The sequence below is a fragment of the Nocardioides sp. YIM B13467 genome (genome assembly GCF_042788075.1).
Classification (GTDB): Bacteria; Actinomycetota; Actinomycetes; order Propionibacteriales; family Nocardioidaceae; genus Nocardioides.
Map to the genome: position 1 here is coordinate 4,081,376 of NZ_JBHZPJ010000046.1, position 18,556 is coordinate 4,099,931.

An 18,556-nucleotide genomic window follows, 5' to 3' on the forward strand; every position below is an offset into this window, starting at 1 on the left:
GTCGACGCAGGGGAGGACCTCGCCGATCGTACGGCTCGAGAGCCCGCCCGCGTAGAGCCGCTGGAGGAGGATCACCCGGTCGACGGCCGCCTCCGGATAGTGCCGCTGGCCGCTGGTGCTGCGCTCGGACTCGAGCAGCCCCTGCTCCTCGTAGTAGCGCAGCGAGCGGACGCTCACGCCTGCTCGCCTCGCGAGCTCGCCGATCCGCATCGAACTCCTCCTGGGTGATCTCCGGCACAAGACTTGCCTCTGACGTCAGTGTCAGGTCCTAGCGTACGTGGCGACCCACTGCCACTCCCAAGGAGCTCACCTGTGACCAGCCTCTTCGACCGCCACCACCTGGGCCCGCTGACGCTGCCGAACCGGATCGTGATGGCGCCGATGACCCGCGCCCGAGGCACCGCCGACGGCCTGGCGACGCCGTCGATGGCGACGTACTTCGCTCAGCGGGCGACCGCCGGCCTGCTGATCTCCGACGGGATCGCTCCCAACGGTGTCGGCACCTCGAACCCCAACACCGCCGGGCTGCGTACGGACGCAGAGGCCACCTCCTGGCGGCAGGTCACCGACGCGGTCCACATCAACGGTGGCCGGATCTTCGCCCAGCTCATGCACGGCGGCCGGGTCTCGCACGAGTCGATCTCCGGCCTCCGGCCGGTCGCCCCGTCCGCTGTCGCGGTGGCGGCCGACGTCTTCACGCCGACCGGGCCTCAGCCCGCACCGGTGCCGCGTGCCCTGGAGACCGCTGAGATCGCCGAGCAGGCCGGGTCGTACGCCCAGGCCGCCCGCCGTGCGGTCGGCGCCGGGTTCGACGGGGTCGAGCTGCACGGGGCCAACGGCTACCTGATCAGCCAGTTCCTCTCGACCAACGCCAACCTGCGCACGGACCGCTACGGCGGCTCGGTGACCAACCGGATCCGGTTCGCCGTCGAGGCGGTTGCGGCGACGGTGGACGCCGTCGGCGGGGACCGCGTCGGCATCCGGCTCTCGCCCGGCGCCGGGCTCTGGGACGTCACCGAGCCCGATCATGCCGAGGTCTATGCGGCGCTGCTCACCGAGCTCAACCGGCTCGGGCTGGCGTACGTCCACATCGAGGCCACCACCGACGAGGCCACCATGCTGGACCTGCGCAAGCGCTGGGACGGGACCATGATCGTCAACCCGAGCTCGTGGCCGACCCGCGGCGCGGCGCCGTTCGGGTCCAGGCCGACAGACCTGGCCTCCGCGGACCGCTGGCTGGGGCTGGGTGCCGACCTGGTGAGCTTCGGCCGTGCGTACCTTGCCAATCCGGACCTCGTCGAGCGCCTTCGTCGTCGGCTTCCCCTGGCCGAGGCCGACCCGGCGACCTACTACGCCGGCGGTGATGCCGGCTTCCTCGACCTCCCCGCCCATCACCACGTCGCCTGACTCGCCTCGATCGAGTCCGCATGAACGGACGCCGAATCCGTAATCGTGGGCGACGAAAGTAGACCTTCGTCGCCCACAACTACGGTCTCGTCCGAAAAACTGAGGATTCGGCGGGGCGGGTGTCGTAGGTTGGTCGTTACCCGACCAACGACTCAGCAACGCCGATGCAGGGAGAGCTATGACCAACGACGATCTCAAAGCCAAGATGCGCGAGGCGCTGGAGAAGAAGAACAACCACGACCACGCACGCGCCGAGAGCGCAGGGGCCAAGGAGAAGGCGCACGGGTCAGAGGTAGTCGGTGGCGCACCGAAGATGCACCGCCGGAAGGCGGGCGGCGGCGGGTCCTGACGCTACGATGCCCCCTCGGGGGTGTCGGATCGGTCTGGTCGAGAGGTTACGAGAAGTTGGCGCGCCGCGTAGTGCTCCATGTCGGGGCGATGAAGTCGGGGACGACATATCTGCAGGGTGCCCTGTACAAGAACAAGGCTCTCCTCGCGGAGCGTGGGTTCCTGGTCCCCGGCGCGCGCTGGCGCAACCAGATCGAGGCCGTTCTCGACGTCAAGGGCCGCCGGAAGCACCCACAGGGCAACTCGGTCGCCGGGGCCTGGGATCGCCTGGTCGCCGAGGTCGACGAGTGGGACGGCACTGCGCTGATCTCCGTCGAGCTGCTGGCGCCGGTCGGGCCGGAGACGGTCGAGCGGGTGGCGACGAGCTTCGCGGGTGTGACTCCGGAGATCGTGCTCTCGCTGCGTGACATCAACCGGCAGATCCCGTCGATGTGGCAGGAGCTCGTCCAGAACGGCGTGGACTGGACCTGGGCGGACTTCCTCACCGCGGTCAACAAGAGCCGTCCGGGCTCTCCCGCGCGCCGTCACTCCGGGCCCGGCAAGCGGTTCTGGTCCGAGCAGGACATGGTCGCCATCGCCCGGCGCTGGAGCCAGGCCGGACCTATGCACCTGGTCACCGTGCCGCCTCCGGGCAGCCCGGCGACCCTGCTGCTGGAGCGTTTCGGTGTGGCGATGGGCTTCGACCCCGAGGGGATGAAGAGCCCGCCGCCGAAGAACACCTCCCTCGGCTCCGCGACCGTCGAGGTGCTGCGCGGCCTCAACGCCGAGCTGGACCGGCGTGGCCTGGCCTACCCGGCGGCGATGGGGCTGCGCAAGCACGTCCTCGGCAAGCGCCTGATGCCGGAGCTGACGGTCGACGACCCGCGTATCGGGCTCCAGGCACCGCGCTGGACCGCATCGTTCACCCGAGACCAGGCAGCCGAGCTGAGCGGTCTGGACGCCACCATCCACGGGGATCTCGATGACCTGGCCCCTGTGGACGTCCGCGGGATCGACCCGCGCAAGGTCACCGACAAGCAGGTTCGCGACGCCGCGGTGGCTTCCTATGCGGCGCTGCGTACGGACCTCAACAAGAAGCTCGCCGACCCGACCATCCCTGGTGAGGCCATCGACCCGGGGGAGGGCCGCAAGGCCCCGGCGCGCGCCGTCTCCGCCCTGGCCGACCTCGTGGAGTGGTCCGTTCGGCGAGAGGAGCTGGTCCGCACGTAGGGCCTCAACACACACATATTCGGGGGAACTCTTTGTCAAGCAGCTGGAGTCTGCGCCGTCGTCGCAGACTCGCCGAGGAGGCGGGCGGCACGTCGGCCGCGCCGCCACGGATCGCGGTGCTCACGATCGCCCGCGACGAGGGCGAGATGCTCGCCCGCTGGGTCGACCACTACGGACGAGCGGCGGGTCACGAGAACCTGATCGTCTTCGACGACGGTTCGACCGACGGCTCCACCGACGACCTGTCGTGCACGGTTCAGCGCCTGCCGGGCTTCCGGAAAGGCAACTTCGAGGCCGGCCGGATGGGCCTGGCCAGCGGGGTCGCCCACGGTCTCCTGGGGATCTACGACGTGGTCATCTTCACCGACGTGGACGAGTTCCTCGTCCCGGACCCGGCGAGGTACGCCAACCTGTCCGACTACCTGGCCCGACGGCCCGAGCGCGTGATCGCCCCGTTCGCCATCAACGTCGTCCATCACACCGCGGTCGAGGGACCGCTGGTCAGCGGCAAGCCGATCGTCGGCCAGCGCGCGTACGGCCAGTTCGCGCCGTTGATGTGCAAGCCGTCGGTCAAGCGGGTGCCGGCCGCGTGGACGCTCGCCTCCCACGGGATCAAGGCGCCGTACGTGCCCGATCCCGGGCTGTTCATGCTCCACATGAAGTTCGCCGACCTGGATCTGCTGCGCCGGCAGGCCGACCGCCGCAACGAGCTCGCCAAGGCGGTGGGCCGCGGCAAGGGCAGCTCGTGGGGACGCTCCGGTGATGATCTCGCCGGTCTACTGACCGCCGCGACCGCCTCGGTGAGCGCTGATGTCGAGGAGTTCGACCCGGCCTCGGTCCTGCCGGCCAGGCTCGTCCGTGAGGAGGACGGAGTGCACCGCGCCGTCGGCCCGGGTCACATCGACAACCTCCGCAACCAGCCGCTGTTACGCATCCCGGAACGCCTCCACGGGATCGTCTGAACTAGGTTACCGTCCGGTAATCCACGCACCGCCAGACTCACCGACGAGAGGCCGCAGATGAGCAAGACGAACCCCGGCAACTTCTTCGAGGACTTCCAGGTCGGCCAGGTCATCGAGCACGCCACGCCGCGCACGGTGACCGAGGGCGACCGGGCTGCGTACGGGTCGCTCTACCCGACCCGCTTCGCGGTGCCCTCGAGCGCTGCCTTCGCGGCCTCCGTCGGGCTCGAGCAGCACCCGGTCGAGGAGCTGATCGGCTTCCACATCGCCTTCGGCAAGACCGTCCCGGACGTGTCGTTGAACGCGGTCGCCAACCTCGGCTACGCCGAGTGCCGCTTCCACCAGCCGGTGGTGCCGGGCGACACGCTCTCGACGAAGTCCGAGGTCATCGGCCTCAAGCAGAACTCCAACGGCAAGTCCGGCGTCGTCTACGTACGCTCGACCGCCACCAACCAGCGTGGCGAGGTCGCCATCGACTGGGCGCGCTGGGTGATGGTGCACAAGCGGGACCAGGACGCCGCCGCTCCCGAGACCGTGATCCCGGAGCTGGCCGCGGTCGTCGACGCGAAGAACCTGATCGTGCCCAAGGGCCTGGACTTCTCCTCCTACGATTTCACCGCTGCCGGTGAGCCGCACCGGCTGGCCGACTACGAGGTCGGCGAGAAGATCGACCACGTCGACGGGGTCACCCTCACCGAGTCCGAGCACCAGCAGGCCACTCGGCTGTGGCAGAACACCGCGAAGGTGCATTTCAACGTCGAGGCCCGGCCCGACGGCCGCAACCTCGTCTACGGCGGCCACATCATCTCGCTGGCCCGTGCGCTGTCGTTCAACGGCCTCGCCAACGCCCAGCTCGTCGCCGCGATCAACGCCGGTGCCCACACCTCTCCGGCCTTCGCGGGCGACACCGTCTACGCCTGGTCCGAGGTGCTCGACCGGGTGGAGACCGACGCTCCCGGTGTAGGCGCCCTCCGCCTGCGCCTGGTCGCCACCAAGGGCCGCGACGAGTCGATGACACTGCGCGGCGAGGACGGCAAGTACGCCCCCGGGGTGCTGCTCGACCTCGACTACTGGGCGCTCATTCCTGCGTAAGGACCACGTCATGTCCATCAACACCGCCTCTAGCTCCGCTTCGACACGTAAGAAGGCACTCTTCGTCTCCGGCTCGGCCCAGGGGATCGGCAAGGCGATCGTGGAGAAGTTCGCAGCGCAGGGCTGGTTCGTCGGGATCTACGACATCGACGCCGACCTGGCCCGCGACGTCGCGGCTCTCCTCGGCTCCGACTCGGCCATCGGCGGCACGCTCGACGTCACCGACCCGGCGTCCTGGAACGCGGCGCTGGAGGAGTTCGCCACCGCCGCCGGCGGTCGTCTCGACCTGCTGGTCAACAACGCCGGCATCCTGCGCGCCGGCCGCTTGGCCGAGGTCGACCTGGCCCAGCACCACCAGACCATCGAGATCAACGTCAACGGCGTGATCAACGGCTGCCACACCGCCTACCCCTACCTCCGAGCCACCCCTGGCTCGGGCGTCATCAACGTCTGCAGCGCGAGCGCGATCTACGGGCAGCCGGAGATCGCCTCCTACAGCGCGTCGAAGTACGCCGTGCGCGGGCTCACCGAGGCGCTGGAGCTGGAGTGGCGCAAGGAGGGCATCCGGGTGCAGGCGGTCTGGCCGCTGTGGGTGAAGACCGCGCTGCTCGACGGCAACGCCGCCTCCTCCCACGAGACCCTGGGCATCCAGCTGACCGTCGAGGACGTCGCCGACCAGGTCTGGGAGATGGCGCAGCCGCGCAAGGGGCTGCGCGGGCGAGTGCCGAAGGTGCACACGACCGTAGGGTTCCCGGCCAGAGCGCTCTCGACTGCTGCCGACCTGGCGCCCAACCTACTCGTCCGCGAGGTCAATCGGCTCATCACTCGGGCGTGAGACAGCGGCCGGGCCGATGGCTGGTTGGATGGGGGCATGGCCCTCTACCTCGTCAGGCACGGCACCACCGAGTGGTCCCTCAACGGCCGGCACACCTCCCACACCGACCTTCCCCTCCTGCCCGAGGGGGAGGAGGCCGCCAAGGTGCTCGCGTCACGCCTTCAGGACCAGAAGTACGCCGCGGTGCTGACCTCCCCGCGACAGCGGGCGCTGCGTACGGCTGAGCTCGCGGGCTTCCCCGACGCGGTCGTCACCGACGACCTGGTCGAGTGGGACTACGGCGACTACGAGGGCATCACCACCGACGAGATCCACCGCACCGACCCCGGCTGGAGCCTGTGGTCCGGAAAGACGCCCGGCGGAGAGCCCGCGGCCGCCGTCCAGGAGAGGCTCGGCCGGGTCGTCTCGTCCGCCCGCGAGAGCGACGGCGACACCCTGGTCTTCTCCCACGGACACGCGCTGTGCGCCCTGGCCGCGGTGTGGCTGGGACTCCCGGTCACCGAGGGCCGTCTCTTCCGCCTCGACACCGCGACCGTCTCGATGCTCGACGCCCACCACGGGCAGCCTGTCGTCAAGCACTGGAACACCTAGTCGGAGCACACCGTCGGGGCCGATGCTTGACCGTACGGCTTGACCAGACGGATGCCACGGGTCACCGTTGTGGGGTGGCTCTTGCGGTTGGCTGTCCACGCTGCGCGACGCCGGTGGCGAGCATCGGTGCCGGCGGCAGCAGGTCGTGTCCCGAGCATGGCGTGGTGACGCCGCTGTGGCGTTCGGATACGGCCTCCTACGAGGACCTGGTGCAGGTCCTCTCGCTGGCCGGTGAGGTGCCCACCTACGTTCCCTGGCCGGTCGAGTCGGGCTGGTCGATCGCCGACCTCGCCGTGGTCGGCGACGAGAACAAGGGCGCGGCGACGCTGCTCACGCTGACGGGTGTGACCCCCGACGACGGACCGGTCGAGATGACCGTCGTCACCGAGGAGGCCGGCGTCGGGCTGGGCGCGCGGTGCGCGCGTACGGAAGGACCGGACCCGGGCATCGACGCCTGTGCCGGCCCGCCCACGACGAGGGTCCGGGTCGCCGGGCAGCGGCAGCTGGTGCCGCTGTGGCCGATCACCCAGTGGACCAACGGCGCCGAGGAGTGGGAACGGTCTGTGGTCGTCGGCGAGGCCGCCGGCCGCTGGCTGTGGCTGGTCTTCCGCCCGGCCACGGCGATGCTGATGCTCCAGGACGGCTGGCACCTGCGACAGGTCCGGGACCTGGGCGTACAGATGGTCGAGCTGCCCTTCGGTGGGCCCGGTGGATCTTGGTGGAACTCGCCCTAGGATGGGCGGGTGCGCATCGACCTCCATACTCACTCGCGGGTGAGCGACGGGACCGATTCGCCCACCGAGCTGGTCCAGGCGGCGAAGGCCGCGGACCTCGACGTGGTCGCGATCACCGACCACGACACCGCTGATAGCTGGGACGAAGCGGCAGCCGCTGCCACCGAGGCCGGGATCGAGCTGGTGCGGGGCATGGAGATCAGCACCGACTACGTCGGCCACAGCGTGCACCTGCTGGCCTACCTGCCCGACCGGACCCACCCGACGCTGGTTGCCGAGCTCGCCCGAATTCTGGCTGGCCGGGACGGACGGCTGCCGCTGATGCTGGCCCGGCTGGCGCGTCTCGGCATCGAGGTGTCGCTCGAGGACGTCGCCGCCGTCTCCGGTGATGCCGCCGCCTCCGGGCGCCCGCACCTGGCCGACGCGCTCGTCGCGAAGGGATACGTGCGCAGTCGCGACGAGGCGTTCAACCGCTACCTCGGGGCCGGCAAACCGGCGAACGTCAGCCGTTACGCGGCCCCGCTCGAGCCGATGATCCGCACCGTCGCCGCCGCCGGAGGAGTCACCGTGATCGCCCACCCGTGGGGCCGGTCCGGCCGCGAGCAGCCCGATGAGGCAGCCCTCTCCGCACTGGTCGACGCGGGCCTGTCCGGGCTCGAGGTCGACCACCAGGATCACAGCCCGGAAGTGCGCGAGAAGCTGCGGGTGATCGCCCGCAACCTCGACCTCGTGGTGACCGGATCCAGCGATTACCACGGCACCGGAAAGGTGGGTCACCATCTGGGAGTGAACACCACTGCACCCGCTGAGTACGAGCGGCTCCTGGAGCGCGCCGCCTCAGCCGCGGCCGCCTCCGGACGAGCCACCCCCGAGGTCGTACGTTGACCGAGATCTTCGTCTCCACGTTCGTGACGCTCTTCGTGATCATGGACCCGGTCGGCACGATCCCGATCTTCCTGTCGCTGACCGCGGGACAGTCACCGGGCAAGCAGCGCCGGGCGGCGCTCCTCGCGGTCGCGGTCTCGTTCCTGGTGATCACGATCTTCGCGCTCTTCGGACAGGCGATCCTGCACTTCCTGCACATCTCGCTCGAGGCGCTGCAGTGCGCCGGCGGCCTCCTCCTGCTGCTGGTCGCCCTCGAGCTGCTCACCGACAACTTCGACGACCCCGTCGCCGCAGCCGGAGCCAACGTGGCCATGGTGCCGCTCGGCACCCCGCTCCTGGCCGGCCCGGGTGCGATCGTCGCCACCATGGTCTTCACCCAGGAGGTCGACTCCGTCGGGACCGCCTTCGGGCTGGGCCTCGGGCTCGTCGTCGTCCACCTCGCCCTCCTGGTCGCGATGGTCTTCTCCATCCCGATCCTCAAGGTCCTCAAGGAGTCCGGCGTCCTGCTCATCACCAGGATCGCCGGTCTGCTCCTCTCGGCGATCGCCGTTCAGATGGTCGCCGACGCGGTCACGACCTTCATCGCGAACGCCTGACCCGCGCCGGCCTACTTGCGGCCCAGCGACTGGAACTTCTGGAGTACGCCGGACGGGACCACCCTCGCCACGGTGGCCAGGGCCTTGTAGCGCTTGCTCGGGATCGAGAAGGTCTTGTCGGCGTCGTAGTCCTCGAGCGCCTCGCGGACCAGGTCGTTGACGTCGAGCCACATCCAGGAGGGGGCCGAGTCGTAGCCGGAGCCGAGGCGCTCGTGGAACTCGGTCTTGGTGAACCCCGGCAGCAGGGCCATCACCTTGATGCCCTGGCCGGCGTACTCGTTGTGGGCCCACTCCGTGAAGGAGTTGATCCACGCCTTGGCGGCCGAGTAGGTGCCGCGGGGGAGGTAGGAGGCGACCGAGCCGACGTTGATGATGCCGCCGTGGCCGCGGGCCACCTGGGCGCCCAGCGCGGCGTGGGAGAGGCGCAGCGGGGCGATGACGAGCACCTCCGCCATCGCGGCCTCCTCGTCGGCGGTGTTGTCGAGGAAGCGGTGCTTGAGACCGTGACCGGCGTTGTTGACCAGCAGGTCGACCGGGTGCTCGGCGTCGGCCAGGCGTGCCTCGACCTTGGCCAGGTCGGCGCTGTCGGTCAGATCGGCGCGGAGCACCTCGACACCGATGCCGTGAGCGTCCGTCAGGTTCTTGGCCACGCCGTTGAGACGCTCCTCGTCGCGGGCGACGAGGACGAGGTCGTGTCCGCGGGTGGCGAGCTGCTGGGCGAAGGCGAGTCCGATGCCGGCGGTTGCGCCGGTGACCAGGGAGGTGGGGTTCGACATGGGCCAATCCTGCCACCACGGGTCGCGAGGGAGATCCAGGCGCCGGGCCGTCGGTTCACAGGCGGAATCACGGTTTCTGTCTGTCGTGTGACAGTTGACTTGCGGTGATACGTGTTTGGATGATGTTCGACGTGGATTTCGTAGGGGGACTCGGGCGCGTGATGGAGAAGTGAGCCGCACTGCGCGCCACATGAGATCTCGGCCTCTCCGGCGCACCAAGATGCTCTTCGCCGCGTCCTTGTTGACGTCGGCCGGCCTGTACGTCGGGATCGAGGTCATCGCCGAGCCGGTGGCCAACGGCCGGCCCAGCGTGGCCGACAGCGGGATGAAGCTGGGCGCGGACGCCGGGGCACGCACCCCGGTCTGGCCGCACGACAGCCAGCGTGAGGCCGCGATCGACCGTCATATCGATGCGCGGACCGCCGCCGCGGAGAAGGTGCTTCCGGACGACTCCGGCACCGGTCGCCGGGCGGTCTTCTCGATCAGCCGTCAGCGGGTCTGGATCGTGTCCGCGGCCGACCGGACGCGGCGTACGTATCCGGTCTCGGGCAGCATCTACGACAACCTCGAGCCCGGCACCTACAAGGTCTTCTCCCGCTCCGAGCACGCGAGGGGGATCGACGACTCGGGCCGGATGAAGTGGTTCGTACGCTTCACCAAGGGCCCCCGCGCCGCGATCGGCTTCCACAACATCCCGGTGGACAAGGGCAAGCGCGTGCAGACCCGCGCCCAGCTCGGCACCCCGCTGTCGCACGGGTGCATCCGCCAGGCCGAGCCGGACGCGAAGGCGATGTGGCGCTTCGCGCGGCTCGGCACCAAGGTGGTCGTGATCCCTTAGGCAGGCTCAGGCGTCGGCCTTGGGCGCGGAACCGCCCGACGAGCGGCGGCGACGGCGGCGACGGGGAGCGGAGCCCTCGGACTTGACCTCGCCGTCGGCGGGCTTCGTCGACTCAGCGGACTCGGCGGCAGCCGGAGCGGCAGACTTGTCGACGACCTGGCCGCTGCGCGAACGGGTGCGCTGACGGTCGCGGTTGCGGGGAGCGCGCTCGCGCTTCTCGCCGTCCTTCTCGGAGTCCTTGTCCTTGGGCTTCGCAGGCGCGGCGGCCTTGATCCGGCCCTTGGTGCCCTTCGGGATGCCCATATCGTGGAGGAAGTGCTCCGAGGAGGAGTAGGTCTCCTGCGGCTCGTCGAAGGGAAGGTCGAGAGCCTTGTTGATCATCTTCCACTTGTGGAGATCGGCCCAGTCGACGAACGTGACCGCGACACCGGAGGCGCCGGCGCGGCCGGTGCGGCCGATGCGGTGGACGTAGGTCTTCTCGTCGTCGGGGGTCGTGTAGTTGACCACGTGGGAGACGCCGGTGACGTCGATGCCGCGGGCGGCGACGTCGGTGGCCACCAAGACCTCGACCTTGCCGTCACGGAACTTCTGCATCACCCGCTCGCGGGCTGCCTGCTGCATGTCGCCGTGCAGGGGAGAGGCCGGGAAGCCGCGCTCGGCGAGGTCGTCGGCCACGCGCTGTGCCTGCCGCTTGGTGCGGGCGAAGACGACGACCTTGTCGTGGTCCTCGCACTGCAGCAGGCGGCCGATCATCTCGGGCTTGTCGAGGTCGTGGGCCTGGTAGACGAACTGCGCGGTGGCGGGCACGGTCTCGCGCTCGCTCGCGGACTCGGCGCGGATGTTCATCGGGTGGCGCATGTAGGAGCGCGCCAGCGCCACGATCGCACCCGGCATGGTGGCCGAGAAGAGCAGCGTCTGGCGGGTCTCCGGGGTGAGGGTGACGAGCTTCTCCACGTCGGGCAGGAACCCGAGGTCGAGCATCTCGTCGGCCTCGTCGAGGACCAGGGCGTGCACGTGGGAGAGGTCGAGGACCTTCCGGTTGGCCAGGTCGATCAGGCGGCCAGGGGTGCCGACCACGATGTCGACGCCCTTCTCCAGCGCGTCGATCTGGGGGTCGTAGCCCGCGCCGCCGTAGACGGTCAGCACGCGGAGGCCGCGGTCCTCGGAGATCATCGAGATCTCGGCGGAGACCTGCATGGCCAGCTCGCGGGTCGGAGCCACGATCAGAGCCTGCGGCTTGCCCTGCGGGAGGTCGATGTAGTCGCGGTCCTTGGGGGACACGCTGCGCTGCACGACCGGGATGCCGAAGGCCAGGGTCTTGCCGGAGCCGGTGCGGGCCTGGCCGATCAGGTCGGTGCCCTGCAGGGCGACCGAGAGGGTCATCTCCTGGATGGCGAAGGGGGTGGTGATGCCTTTGCGCTCGAGGGGAGCGCAGATCTCGGGATGTACACCGAGGTCCTTGAACGTTGTCATGATTCGTCGCTACTCGCTTGTCTCATCGAATGCGGCGAGCGACTCACGGGTGTCTCGAGCTTGCCAAGCGAGTGCCACGCCGCGCACATACGGGAACCAGACCACCGCGATATGAAGTGCATTACAGCGGCGCTGGGTCGGTCAAAAGGCATTCTATCGGTAGGGTTCTCCCGTGGTTGCATCGTCAGAGTTCACGGGCCCTCAGGATCCGTTCGGTGATCCTGTTTACAAGGCTGCCGTCATCGACCTTCTCGGGGCGGTCGCCTATGGCGAGGTCTCGGCTGTCGAGCGGCTGACCGACGACGCCAAGATGGCGCCCTCACTGGAGGACAAGACGGCTCTGCTCGCGATGGCGGCCGCTCAGCACGCCAAGATCCAGCCGGTCCTCGACCGGCTGGCGGAGCTCGGGACCGACCCGTACGCGGCCATGGAGCCGCTGCGCGAGGGGTTCGACGAGTTCCACATCCACACCAAGCCCGCGGACTGGTGGGAGTCGCTGGTCAAGGCGTACGTCGGTGACGGGCTCGCCAACGACTTCTACCGCGAGGTCGCCGGCTTCCTCGACGAGGACACCCACAAGCTCGTGGTCACCACCCTCGAGGACGCCGGGCGGTCAGACTTCATCGTCGACCGGGTGCGGGCCGGCATCGAGGCCGATCACCTCATCGGCGGACGCCTGGCGCTGTGGGGCCGTCGCCTCATGGGCGAGGCGATCACCCAGGCGCAGCAGGTCGCGGCAACCCGTGAGGGGCTCAGCGAGCTGATCGCCGGTGGCCACCTCCCCGGTCTCGACCTCGGCACCATCGGCGAGATGCTCACCCGGCTCACCCAGCGTCACGTCGAGCGAATGGGCAAGCTCGGGCTTGAGCACTGACATCCGCTGGACCGGCTGGGCAGGGACGCAGATCGTCCCCGAAGCCGGTGTGTGGACGTCTCCCGAGGTCAGCCCCGGGTTCTGCTTCGACGAGCTGGTCGCCTCCTGGAACGTGGTGACCCCGCCCGGGACCTGGGTGGAGGTCGCGGCTCAGGTGGTCGCCGAGTCAGGGGAGCGGAGCGGCTGGCTGGCGCTGGCGCGCTGGTCCTCGGACCCGGCCTTCACCTCCACCTCCGTCGCCGGTCAGGACGACCCGGTCGCGGTCGCGTCCGACGACACCATCCTGGGGCGGGACGGGCGCAGGTTCACACAGTTCTCGCTGCGGCTGAGCCTGAGCGGCCCCGCCGAGAGCCTGCCGCGGGCGAGCCTGCTCGGGGCGATGGTCTCGGCCGACGCCCGGGACTCGGCGCCGGCGCCTGGGGCGGTGCCTCGCGGGACGGTTGTCGGTGGCGTACCCGCCTATTCGCAGCAGCTCCACCGTGACCGCTATCCGCACTGGGACGGTGGCGGGCAGTCCTGGTGCAGCGCCGCCTCGACGGCGATGATCGCCGACTTCTGGGGTGCCGGGCCGACGCCCGCCGAGACGGCCTGGGTGGACTACGAGACCCCCGACCCGCAGGTGCCGTTCACCGTCCGGGAGGTCTACGACGAGTCTTTCGGTGGCGCCGGCAACTGGGCCTTCAACACCGCCTATGCGGGCGCCCGGGGGCTGGTCGCGTACGTCACCAGGCTCCGCTCCTTCGCCGAGGCCGCCCGGTTCGTCGAGGCCGGGATCCCGCTCGTGCTGGCCGTGTCGCACCAGGCCGGCGAGCTGACCGGCGCCGGGTACGTCACCAACGGTCATCTGCTCGTGCTGACTGGCTTCGACGAGGCTGGCGACCCCGTCGTCCACGACCCCGCCTCCCACAGGATCGTCAGCGATGCGGAGGTGCGGGCGACGTACGCCTTCGGCGAGCTCGACCGCGCCTGGGCACGCTCCGGGCGGATCGTCTACGTCATCCGGCCCTCGGACGTGGTCCCGCCGGAGCCGCCGGCGCAGCCCAACTGGTGAAGCCGGCTGCAACAACAGAAGCGGTCCCACCCCACAGGGCGGGACCGCTTCGAGTGACCTGGACGAGACTCAGGCCTTGGACCTTCCGGTGACACCGGAGGCGATGACCACCAGAACGGCGGCGATCACGACCTGCCAGATGTGACGCCACCAGTCAATGCCGTTGGTTGCGTTGTCCCACGTAGCCGCATGGCCGTCGAACGGCCCGTTGTTCTGACCGAAGACGAACCAGTAGATGAAGCTGCCGATCAGCATGCCGCCGATACCGCAGACAATCGTCAGCCAGAACGGAATGTTGTCCTTATCGCCCGGCGCGAAGAACTTGCCGAGGGCACCAATGATGACGCCGCCGATGAGGGTGACGAGGATCGTAGAGATCATGCCTTTTCCCTTCAGGTTGTGAGTGGCGCCATGAATGCGCCCATCGTTTGATATTGCACCTGTTGGGACTGGAATGCACGGACAACATGGCTCAAACTCGGAAGTTCGTCACCGGAATCAGGGCCATCCCTGAGTTGTGCAGCCCGGAGTGGGTTCAGCCGGCGAATCCGACCTTGCCGACCTTGGCCGGGCCGATCTCGATGTAGGCGAGCTTCTCGGTCGGGACGATGACCTTGCGGCCCTTGCTGTCGGTCAAAGCGAGCACAGCGCCGCCGCCGAGGGCGTCGGCGATGAGCTTCTCCACCGATTCGCTGGACTCCTCGGTCTCTACGACGAGCTCACGGGCGGCCTGCTGGACGCCGATCTTGACCTCCACGGGTCCTCCTTGCGATGGGTCGATCAATGCTCGGGAATCCTCTCACATGGACCGTGAGGAACCCCGCTGTTGCGCTACGAGCGGAACTTCGAGTGGATTCAGTCGGTCTTGGGATAGCCGCCGATGCCGCGCCAGGCGAGCCCGGCCACGAGACGCGCCGCGTCGGCCTGGGAGAGCTCGCCGTTGTTGTGGAGCCAGTAGCGAGCGCTGACCTGGATCTGGCCGACCAGACCCACGGCGAGCAGGTGGGAGGCGGTGGGAGCGAAGCCGGTGTCCTCGGCGATGACCTCGGCGATGACCTCGGCGCACTCGTTGGTGACCCGGTCGACCTGCTCGCGTACGGCGGGATCGTTGGTCAGGTCGGACTCGAAGACGAGCCGGAAGGCGCCGGACTCGGAGGCCACGTAGTCGTAGAAGACCTCGACGGTGCGGGCCACGCGTTCCTTGTTCTCGTCGGTCGACGCCAGCGCCTCCCGGCAGCGATCGATGATCTCGTTCGCGGACTTCTCCAGCAGGGCCAGGTAGAGGTCGAGCTTGCCGGGGAAGTGCTGGTAGAGAACGGGCTTCGAGACCCCTGCCCTCTCGGCGATGTCGTCCATCGCGGCGGCGTGGAAGCCGTAGGCGACGAAGACCTCGAGAGCGGAATCGAGAAGCTGGGCTCGTCGTTCCGTCCGGGGCAGTCGCGCCCCTCGCGGTCGAGTGGGGTCGAGCTCGGATTGGTGCGTGGTCACCCCAGCAGCCTACCCGCTGGTACTCGGATCGCGGGACGCGTCGTTGTCTCGTCCTCGGATGAGGGAACATGGAGAAGTGCCTGCGGTGTTCAAGTAGGCATACGTACGTCCGAACTGAGGAGCAGTTGTGTCCCTAGCCCCGCTCGTGGAGCCCGCTGACGAGCTGACGATCGACGAGGTGCGCCGCTACAGCCGCCACCTCATCATCCCCGACGTCGGCATGGCCGGGCAGAAGCGCCTGAAGAACGCCAAGGTGCTGGTCATCGGCGCCGGCGGTCTCGGCTCGCCCGCCCTGCTCTACCTGGCCGCGGCAGGCGTCGGCACCCTCGGCATCGTCGAGTTCGACGAGGTCGACGAGTCCAACCTGCAGCGCCAGATCATCCACAAGCAGTCGACGGTGGGCCAGCCGAAGGCCGAATCCGCCGCGGCGGCGATCAAGGAGGTCAACCCGTACGTCAACATCGTGCTGCACGACGTGCGGCTCGACAACGACAACGTGCGCGAGATCTTCACCGGCTACGACCTGATCGTCGACGGCACCGACAACTTCGCGACCCGCTACATGGTCAACGACGCGGCGTACTTCCTGGGCATCCCGTACGTCTGGGGCTCGATCTACCGCTTCGACGGACAGGCTTCGGTCTTCGCGCCGACCCTGACCGACGACGCCCCGTGCTACCGCTGCCTCTACCCGGAGCCCCCGCCCCCGGGCATGGTCCCCTCCTGCGCCGAGGGCGGCGTGCTGGGCGTCCTCTGCGCCTCGATCGGCTCGATCCAGGTCAACGAGGCCATCAAGATGCTGACCGGCATCGGTGAGCCGCTGGTCGGCAAGCTGATGATCTATGACGCACTCGAGATGGAGTACCGCAAGCTGAAGGTCCGCAAGGACCCCAACTGCGCGCTGTGCGGCGAGAACCCGACGGTCACCGACCTGATCGACTACGACGCATTCTGCGGTGCGATCTCCACCGAGGCGGCCGACGCCGCGGCCGGCTCGACCATCTCGGTCAACCAGCTCTCCGAGATGATCAAGGAGCGCGAGGAGGGCAGCCGCGACTTCGTCCTCGTCGACGTGCGCGAGCCGAACGAGTACGAGATCAACAAGATCCCCGGCGCCGTCCTGATCCCCAAGGGTGAGTTCCTCAACGGCAACGCGATCCCGCAGGTCGCCGAGCTCACCGGAGACGGTGCCAAGCCGCTCGTGTTCCACTGCAAGAGCGGCGTGCGCAGCGCCGAGGTGCTCGCGATCGCCAAGGGCGCCGGCTACGCGGACGCGGTCCACGTGGGTGGTGGCGTGGTGGCATGGGTCAACCAGATCGACCCGTCGCAGCCCTCGTACTGAATCAACACGGTCTGAGCATTACTGAACTGTTGGCCAGCGGTGGCTCCTCTGGGGCCGCCGCTGGCTTTATCTGTGAGTGGCGATACCGATAGTTTTGCGATCGCAGCTGCGGGGGGCGGAGTTGCATCAATGCCCGAACCTCGGAGGATTCGACGTTGTCCACACGCGCTCGTCTCAGCGCGACGCTCGCCGGTGCCACCCTGGCCGGCGGACTGTTTCTCGGTGCCCCTGCCAACGCGAGCGACCAGGCCCCGGAGCCGGCCTCCGGCGCGGCCGTAGGCTCTGCGATCGACCCGGAGAGGCTGGAGTCGAACGTCGCGGACCCGACCCGGGGCGTACCTCCGTCCTATGTCTTCGCCGGGGTCGGTGCGCTGCTGATGGGGGCGGGGGCCGGAATGGCCATCCGTCGCAGACGAGCTGAGGCTGTGGCACGCTCGGCAGAGTGAGCAACGGCCACCACCCCCACGAGGCTCCCCGACGACCCAGGCAACCCAACCTGAGGACCTTCCTCGGGGAGATCTTCGTGGTCGTCCTCGTGGTCGCGGTCGCCGTGCTCGGCTATGCCGCCTACGACTACTACACCAAGCTCGACGACGCGAAGAAGAGCAACGCGACCCCGCCTGGGACGACCTCCTCGATCCCTGCCGAGGCGCTGGCGGAGGTGCCGAAGAAGAAGGGCAAGGTACGCGGCGTCTCGATCCAGTCGCTCAACGTGCATGCCGACGTGGTGCCGCTGGCCATGGAGGACGGCACGCTCACCCCGCCCGCCGACGCCTCGCTCATGGGCTGGTGGAAGGGCGGCGCGAAGCCCGGGGCGGATGACGGCACGGTGCTGATCGTCGGCCACACCCTGCACAACGGCGGCGGCATCCTCGACCGGCTGGGCGAGGTGAACGAGGGCGACGAGATCGTCGTGCGGACCAAGAACGACGAGTTCAGCTACACCGTCCGGTCGGTGCGCGACCTCTCCAAGGAGCAGGTCGCCAAGCGCAGCAAGAGGCTCTTCGACACCGACGGCGAGCCGAAGCTGGTCGTGGTGACGTGCGACGACTGGGACGGCACCTCGTTCCAGGGCAACACCGTGGTGGTGGCCGTCCCGTAACCCAGGGCCGTCGAGCCTCGTTACTTGTGAGTCACATCACCTACAGACCGAGGCCCCCACATGCTCCGCACACGCCGTTCCGTACGCCGCGCCGCAGCCGTCGCCGCCGGCACCCTGACCGCCGCCCTCGTCCCGGCCCTGATCCCGTCTCCGGCCCACGCCTGGGCCCCGGCCGACACGGCCACCATCACCCCGGGCGTGCAGATGTACACCGGTGGGGCCCAGTGCACCGCCAACTTCGTCTTCGCCGACTCCGCCTCGAACGTCTACGTCGGCTACGCCGCCCACTGTGCGGGTCTCGGCGAGGCCACCGACACCAACGGCTGCGCCGCCAAGTCGCTCCCGCTGGGCACCGAGGTGACCTTCAACGAGGGCGGCTCCCTGCTGAGCGAGGGCACCGTGCTGGGCAAGGGCAAGCTGGCGTACTCGTCCTGGCTGACCATGCAGAAGGCGGGCACCAAGGACGAGAACACCTGCGCCTACAACGACTTCGCCCTGGTCAAGGTGAACGCCGCCGACGCCGGCAAGGTCAACCCGAGCGTGCCGATCTGGGGCGGTCCGACGGGCATCGACACCGACGGCACCGTCGCCGGCGACAAGGTCTACTCCTACGGGAACTCCTCGGTGCGCGCCGACCTGGACCTGCTCTCGCCGAAGATCGGCCTCTCCCTCGGTGACGATGTCAACGGCACCCGCTGGTCGCACCCGCTCTACAACCTCACCCCCGGCATCCCTGGTGACTCCGGCTCCGGCTTCCTGAACGCCGACGGCAAGGCGGTCGGGACGCTGTCGACCCTGGGCCTGCTCCCGCTCGCCGGGTCCAACAACATCGGTGACATGGACCTCGAGCTGAAGTACGCCCAGGCGAACTCGGGCATCTCCGGTCTGCGTCTTGTCGAGGGCACGGAGCCGTTCAGCCCCATCCTCTGAGCACAGCCTGTGACACCGCGCTA

Annotated in this window: 22 protein-coding genes and 1 pseudogene; 17 read left to right on the forward strand and 6 right to left on the reverse strand. The window is 69.0% G+C overall.

Annotation, left to right across the window (positions count from 1 at the left end; translation table 11 throughout):
* Positions 1-72: 72 nt before the first annotated feature.
* Positions 73-210, reverse strand: a pseudogene (locus ACFX43_RS26785) (MerR family DNA-binding transcriptional regulator); the annotation flags it as partial.
* A 102-nt stretch (positions 211-312) separates the two neighbouring features.
* Here ACFX43_RS26785 and ACFX43_RS26790 point away from each other — a divergent pair.
* From ACFX43_RS26790 to ACFX43_RS26835, 10 genes are all read left to right on the forward strand, one after another.
* A complete protein-coding gene (locus ACFX43_RS26790) occupies positions 313-1,407 on the forward strand; it encodes an alkene reductase (protein WP_378838754.1) in 1,095 nt (364 codons plus the stop codon).
* Positions 1,408-1,585: 178 nt separating this feature from the next.
* Complete coding sequence (locus ACFX43_RS26795) at positions 1,586-1,756, forward strand: DUF5302 domain-containing protein (RefSeq protein ID WP_160027349.1); 171 nt, start codon at positions 1,586-1,588, stop codon at positions 1,754-1,756.
* 56 nt (positions 1,757-1,812) lie between these two features.
* Positions 1,813-2,964: a hypothetical protein gene (locus ACFX43_RS26800; RefSeq protein WP_378838761.1), complete on the forward strand. Its 1,152-nt coding sequence runs from the start codon at positions 1,813-1,815 to the stop codon at positions 2,962-2,964.
* A 32-nt stretch (positions 2,965-2,996) separates the two neighbouring features.
* The gene (locus ACFX43_RS26805) at positions 2,997-3,926 is read left to right on the forward strand and encodes a glycosyltransferase family 2 protein (RefSeq protein WP_378838766.1); all 930 of its coding nucleotides are present in this window, start codon (positions 2,997-2,999) and stop codon (positions 3,924-3,926) included.
* Between the two features lie 57 nt (positions 3,927-3,983).
* Positions 3,984-5,018: a MaoC family dehydratase gene (locus ACFX43_RS26810; RefSeq protein ID WP_378838771.1), complete on the forward strand. Its 1,035-nt coding sequence runs from the start codon at positions 3,984-3,986 to the stop codon at positions 5,016-5,018.
* 10 nt (positions 5,019-5,028) lie between these two features.
* Positions 5,029-5,853 carry an SDR family oxidoreductase gene (locus tag ACFX43_RS26815; RefSeq protein WP_378838776.1) on the forward strand — a complete coding sequence of 275 codons (825 nt, stop codon included), beginning with the start codon at positions 5,029-5,031 and terminating at the stop codon, positions 5,851-5,853.
* Between the two features lie 36 nt (positions 5,854-5,889).
* Positions 5,890-6,444 carry a histidine phosphatase family protein gene (locus tag ACFX43_RS26820; RefSeq protein WP_378838782.1) on the forward strand — a complete coding sequence of 185 codons (555 nt, stop codon included), beginning with the start codon at positions 5,890-5,892 and terminating at the stop codon, positions 6,442-6,444.
* 74 nt (positions 6,445-6,518) lie between these two features.
* Positions 6,519-7,178, forward strand: a complete 660-nt coding sequence (locus tag ACFX43_RS26825) for a DUF6758 family protein (protein WP_378838787.1) — start codon at positions 6,519-6,521, stop codon at positions 7,176-7,178.
* A 9-nt stretch (positions 7,179-7,187) separates the two neighbouring features.
* Entirely contained in the window at positions 7,188-8,063 is an 876-nt protein-coding gene (locus ACFX43_RS26830; RefSeq protein WP_378838790.1) for a PHP domain-containing protein, read from the forward strand.
* Entirely contained in the window at positions 8,060-8,659 is a 600-nt protein-coding gene (locus tag ACFX43_RS26835) for a MarC family protein (RefSeq protein ID WP_160027365.1), read from the forward strand. The genes ACFX43_RS26830 and ACFX43_RS26835 overlap by 4 nt, the downstream gene beginning before the upstream one ends.
* Before the next feature lie 11 nt (positions 8,660-8,670).
* On the opposite strand, the gene ACFX43_RS26840 is transcribed toward ACFX43_RS26835, so the two are convergent.
* Positions 8,671-9,435, reverse strand: a complete 765-nt coding sequence (locus ACFX43_RS26840; RefSeq protein WP_378838794.1) for an SDR family NAD(P)-dependent oxidoreductase — start codon at positions 9,433-9,435, stop codon at positions 8,671-8,673.
* 190 nt (positions 9,436-9,625) lie between these two features.
* On the opposite strand from ACFX43_RS26840, the gene ACFX43_RS26845 reads away from it, so the two are divergent.
* Positions 9,626-10,273 (forward strand): L,D-transpeptidase, encoded by a 648-nt coding sequence (locus tag ACFX43_RS26845; protein WP_378838797.1) that lies wholly within the window; start codon positions 9,626-9,628, stop codon positions 10,271-10,273.
* Positions 10,274-10,279: 6 nt separating this feature from the next.
* Here the strand turns inward: ACFX43_RS26845 and ACFX43_RS26850 are convergent, their stop codons facing one another.
* Entirely contained in the window at positions 10,280-11,746 is a 1,467-nt protein-coding gene (locus ACFX43_RS26850; protein ID WP_378838800.1) for a DEAD/DEAH box helicase, read from the reverse strand.
* A gap of 172 nt (positions 11,747-11,918) precedes the next feature.
* Between ACFX43_RS26850 and ACFX43_RS26855 the strand changes: the two genes are divergently transcribed.
* Both ACFX43_RS26855 and ACFX43_RS26860 read left to right on the forward strand, forming a co-directional pair.
* Positions 11,919-12,620 (forward strand): ferritin-like fold-containing protein, encoded by a 702-nt coding sequence (locus ACFX43_RS26855; RefSeq protein WP_378838807.1) that lies wholly within the window; start codon positions 11,919-11,921, stop codon positions 12,618-12,620.
* The gene (locus ACFX43_RS26860) at positions 12,610-13,671 is read left to right on the forward strand and encodes a C39 family peptidase (RefSeq protein WP_378838810.1); all 1,062 of its coding nucleotides are present in this window, start codon (positions 12,610-12,612) and stop codon (positions 13,669-13,671) included. Before ACFX43_RS26855 ends, ACFX43_RS26860 begins: the two co-directional genes overlap by 11 nt.
* A 69-nt stretch (positions 13,672-13,740) precedes the next feature.
* Here the strand turns inward: ACFX43_RS26860 and ACFX43_RS26865 are convergent, their stop codons facing one another.
* From ACFX43_RS26865 to ACFX43_RS26875, 3 genes are all read right to left on the reverse strand, one after another.
* Positions 13,741-14,052, reverse strand: coding sequence for a hypothetical protein (locus ACFX43_RS26865; RefSeq protein WP_378838818.1), 312 nt, complete (start codon positions 14,050-14,052; stop codon positions 13,741-13,743).
* Between the two features lie 154 nt (positions 14,053-14,206).
* Positions 14,207-14,428, reverse strand: coding sequence for a DUF3107 domain-containing protein (locus ACFX43_RS26870; RefSeq protein ID WP_091052608.1), 222 nt, complete (start codon positions 14,426-14,428; stop codon positions 14,207-14,209).
* A 98-nt stretch (positions 14,429-14,526) separates the two neighbouring features.
* The gene (locus tag ACFX43_RS26875) at positions 14,527-15,159 is read right to left on the reverse strand and encodes a TetR/AcrR family transcriptional regulator (RefSeq protein WP_328529078.1); all 633 of its coding nucleotides are present in this window, start codon (positions 15,157-15,159) and stop codon (positions 14,527-14,529) included.
* Between the two features lie 127 nt (positions 15,160-15,286).
* Here ACFX43_RS26875 and moeZ point away from each other — a divergent pair, with 127 nt between their 5' ends.
* The 4 genes from moeZ (at position 15,287) to ACFX43_RS26895 (ending at position 18,533) form a co-directional block, all read left to right on the forward strand.
* A complete protein-coding gene (gene moeZ / locus ACFX43_RS26880) occupies positions 15,287-16,501 on the forward strand; it encodes an adenylyltransferase/sulfurtransferase MoeZ (RefSeq protein WP_350721131.1) in 1,215 nt (404 codons plus the stop codon).
* Between the two features lie 155 nt (positions 16,502-16,656).
* Positions 16,657-16,947 (forward strand): hypothetical protein, encoded by a 291-nt coding sequence (locus ACFX43_RS26885; protein ID WP_378838835.1) that lies wholly within the window; start codon positions 16,657-16,659, stop codon positions 16,945-16,947.
* Complete coding sequence (locus ACFX43_RS26890; RefSeq protein WP_378838838.1) at positions 16,944-17,603, forward strand: class F sortase; 660 nt, start codon at positions 16,944-16,946, stop codon at positions 17,601-17,603. The genes ACFX43_RS26885 and ACFX43_RS26890 overlap by 4 nt, the downstream gene beginning before the upstream one ends.
* A gap of 60 nt (positions 17,604-17,663) precedes the next feature.
* Positions 17,664-18,533, forward strand: coding sequence for a hypothetical protein (locus ACFX43_RS26895; protein WP_378838842.1), 870 nt, complete (start codon positions 17,664-17,666; stop codon positions 18,531-18,533).
* The last annotated feature ends 23 nt before the right edge of the window (positions 18,534-18,556 follow it).

Bases quoted from the DNA above. Each gene is read 5' to 3' on its own strand.
- ACFX43_RS26795 (WP_160027349.1), top strand. From the start codon at position 1,586: ATGACCAACGACGATCTCAAAGCCAAGATGCGCGAGGCGCTGGAGAAG.
- ACFX43_RS26810 (WP_378838771.1), top strand. From the start codon at position 3,984: ATGAGCAAGACGAACCCCGGCAACTTCTTCGAGGACTTCCAGGTCGGC.
- ACFX43_RS26815 (WP_378838776.1), top strand. From the start codon at position 5,029: ATGTCCATCAACACCGCCTCTAGCTCCGCTTCGACACGTAAGAAGGCA.
- ACFX43_RS26820 (WP_378838782.1), top strand. From the start codon at position 5,890: ATGGCCCTCTACCTCGTCAGGCACGGCACCACCGAGTGGTCCCTCAAC.
- ACFX43_RS26840 (WP_378838794.1), bottom strand. From the start codon at position 9,435: ATGTCGAACCCCACCTCCCTGGTCACCGGCGCAACCGCCGGCATCGGA.
- ACFX43_RS26845 (WP_378838797.1), top strand. From the start codon at position 9,626: ATGAGATCTCGGCCTCTCCGGCGCACCAAGATGCTCTTCGCCGCGTCC.
- ACFX43_RS26850 (WP_378838800.1), bottom strand. From the start codon at position 11,746: ATGACAACGTTCAAGGACCTCGGTGTACATCCCGAGATCTGCGCTCCC.
- ACFX43_RS26865 (WP_378838818.1), bottom strand. From the start codon at position 14,052: ATGATCTCTACGATCCTCGTCACCCTCATCGGCGGCGTCATCATTGGT.
- ACFX43_RS26895 (WP_378838842.1), top strand. From the start codon at position 17,664: ATGCTCCGCACACGCCGTTCCGTACGCCGCGCCGCAGCCGTCGCCGCC.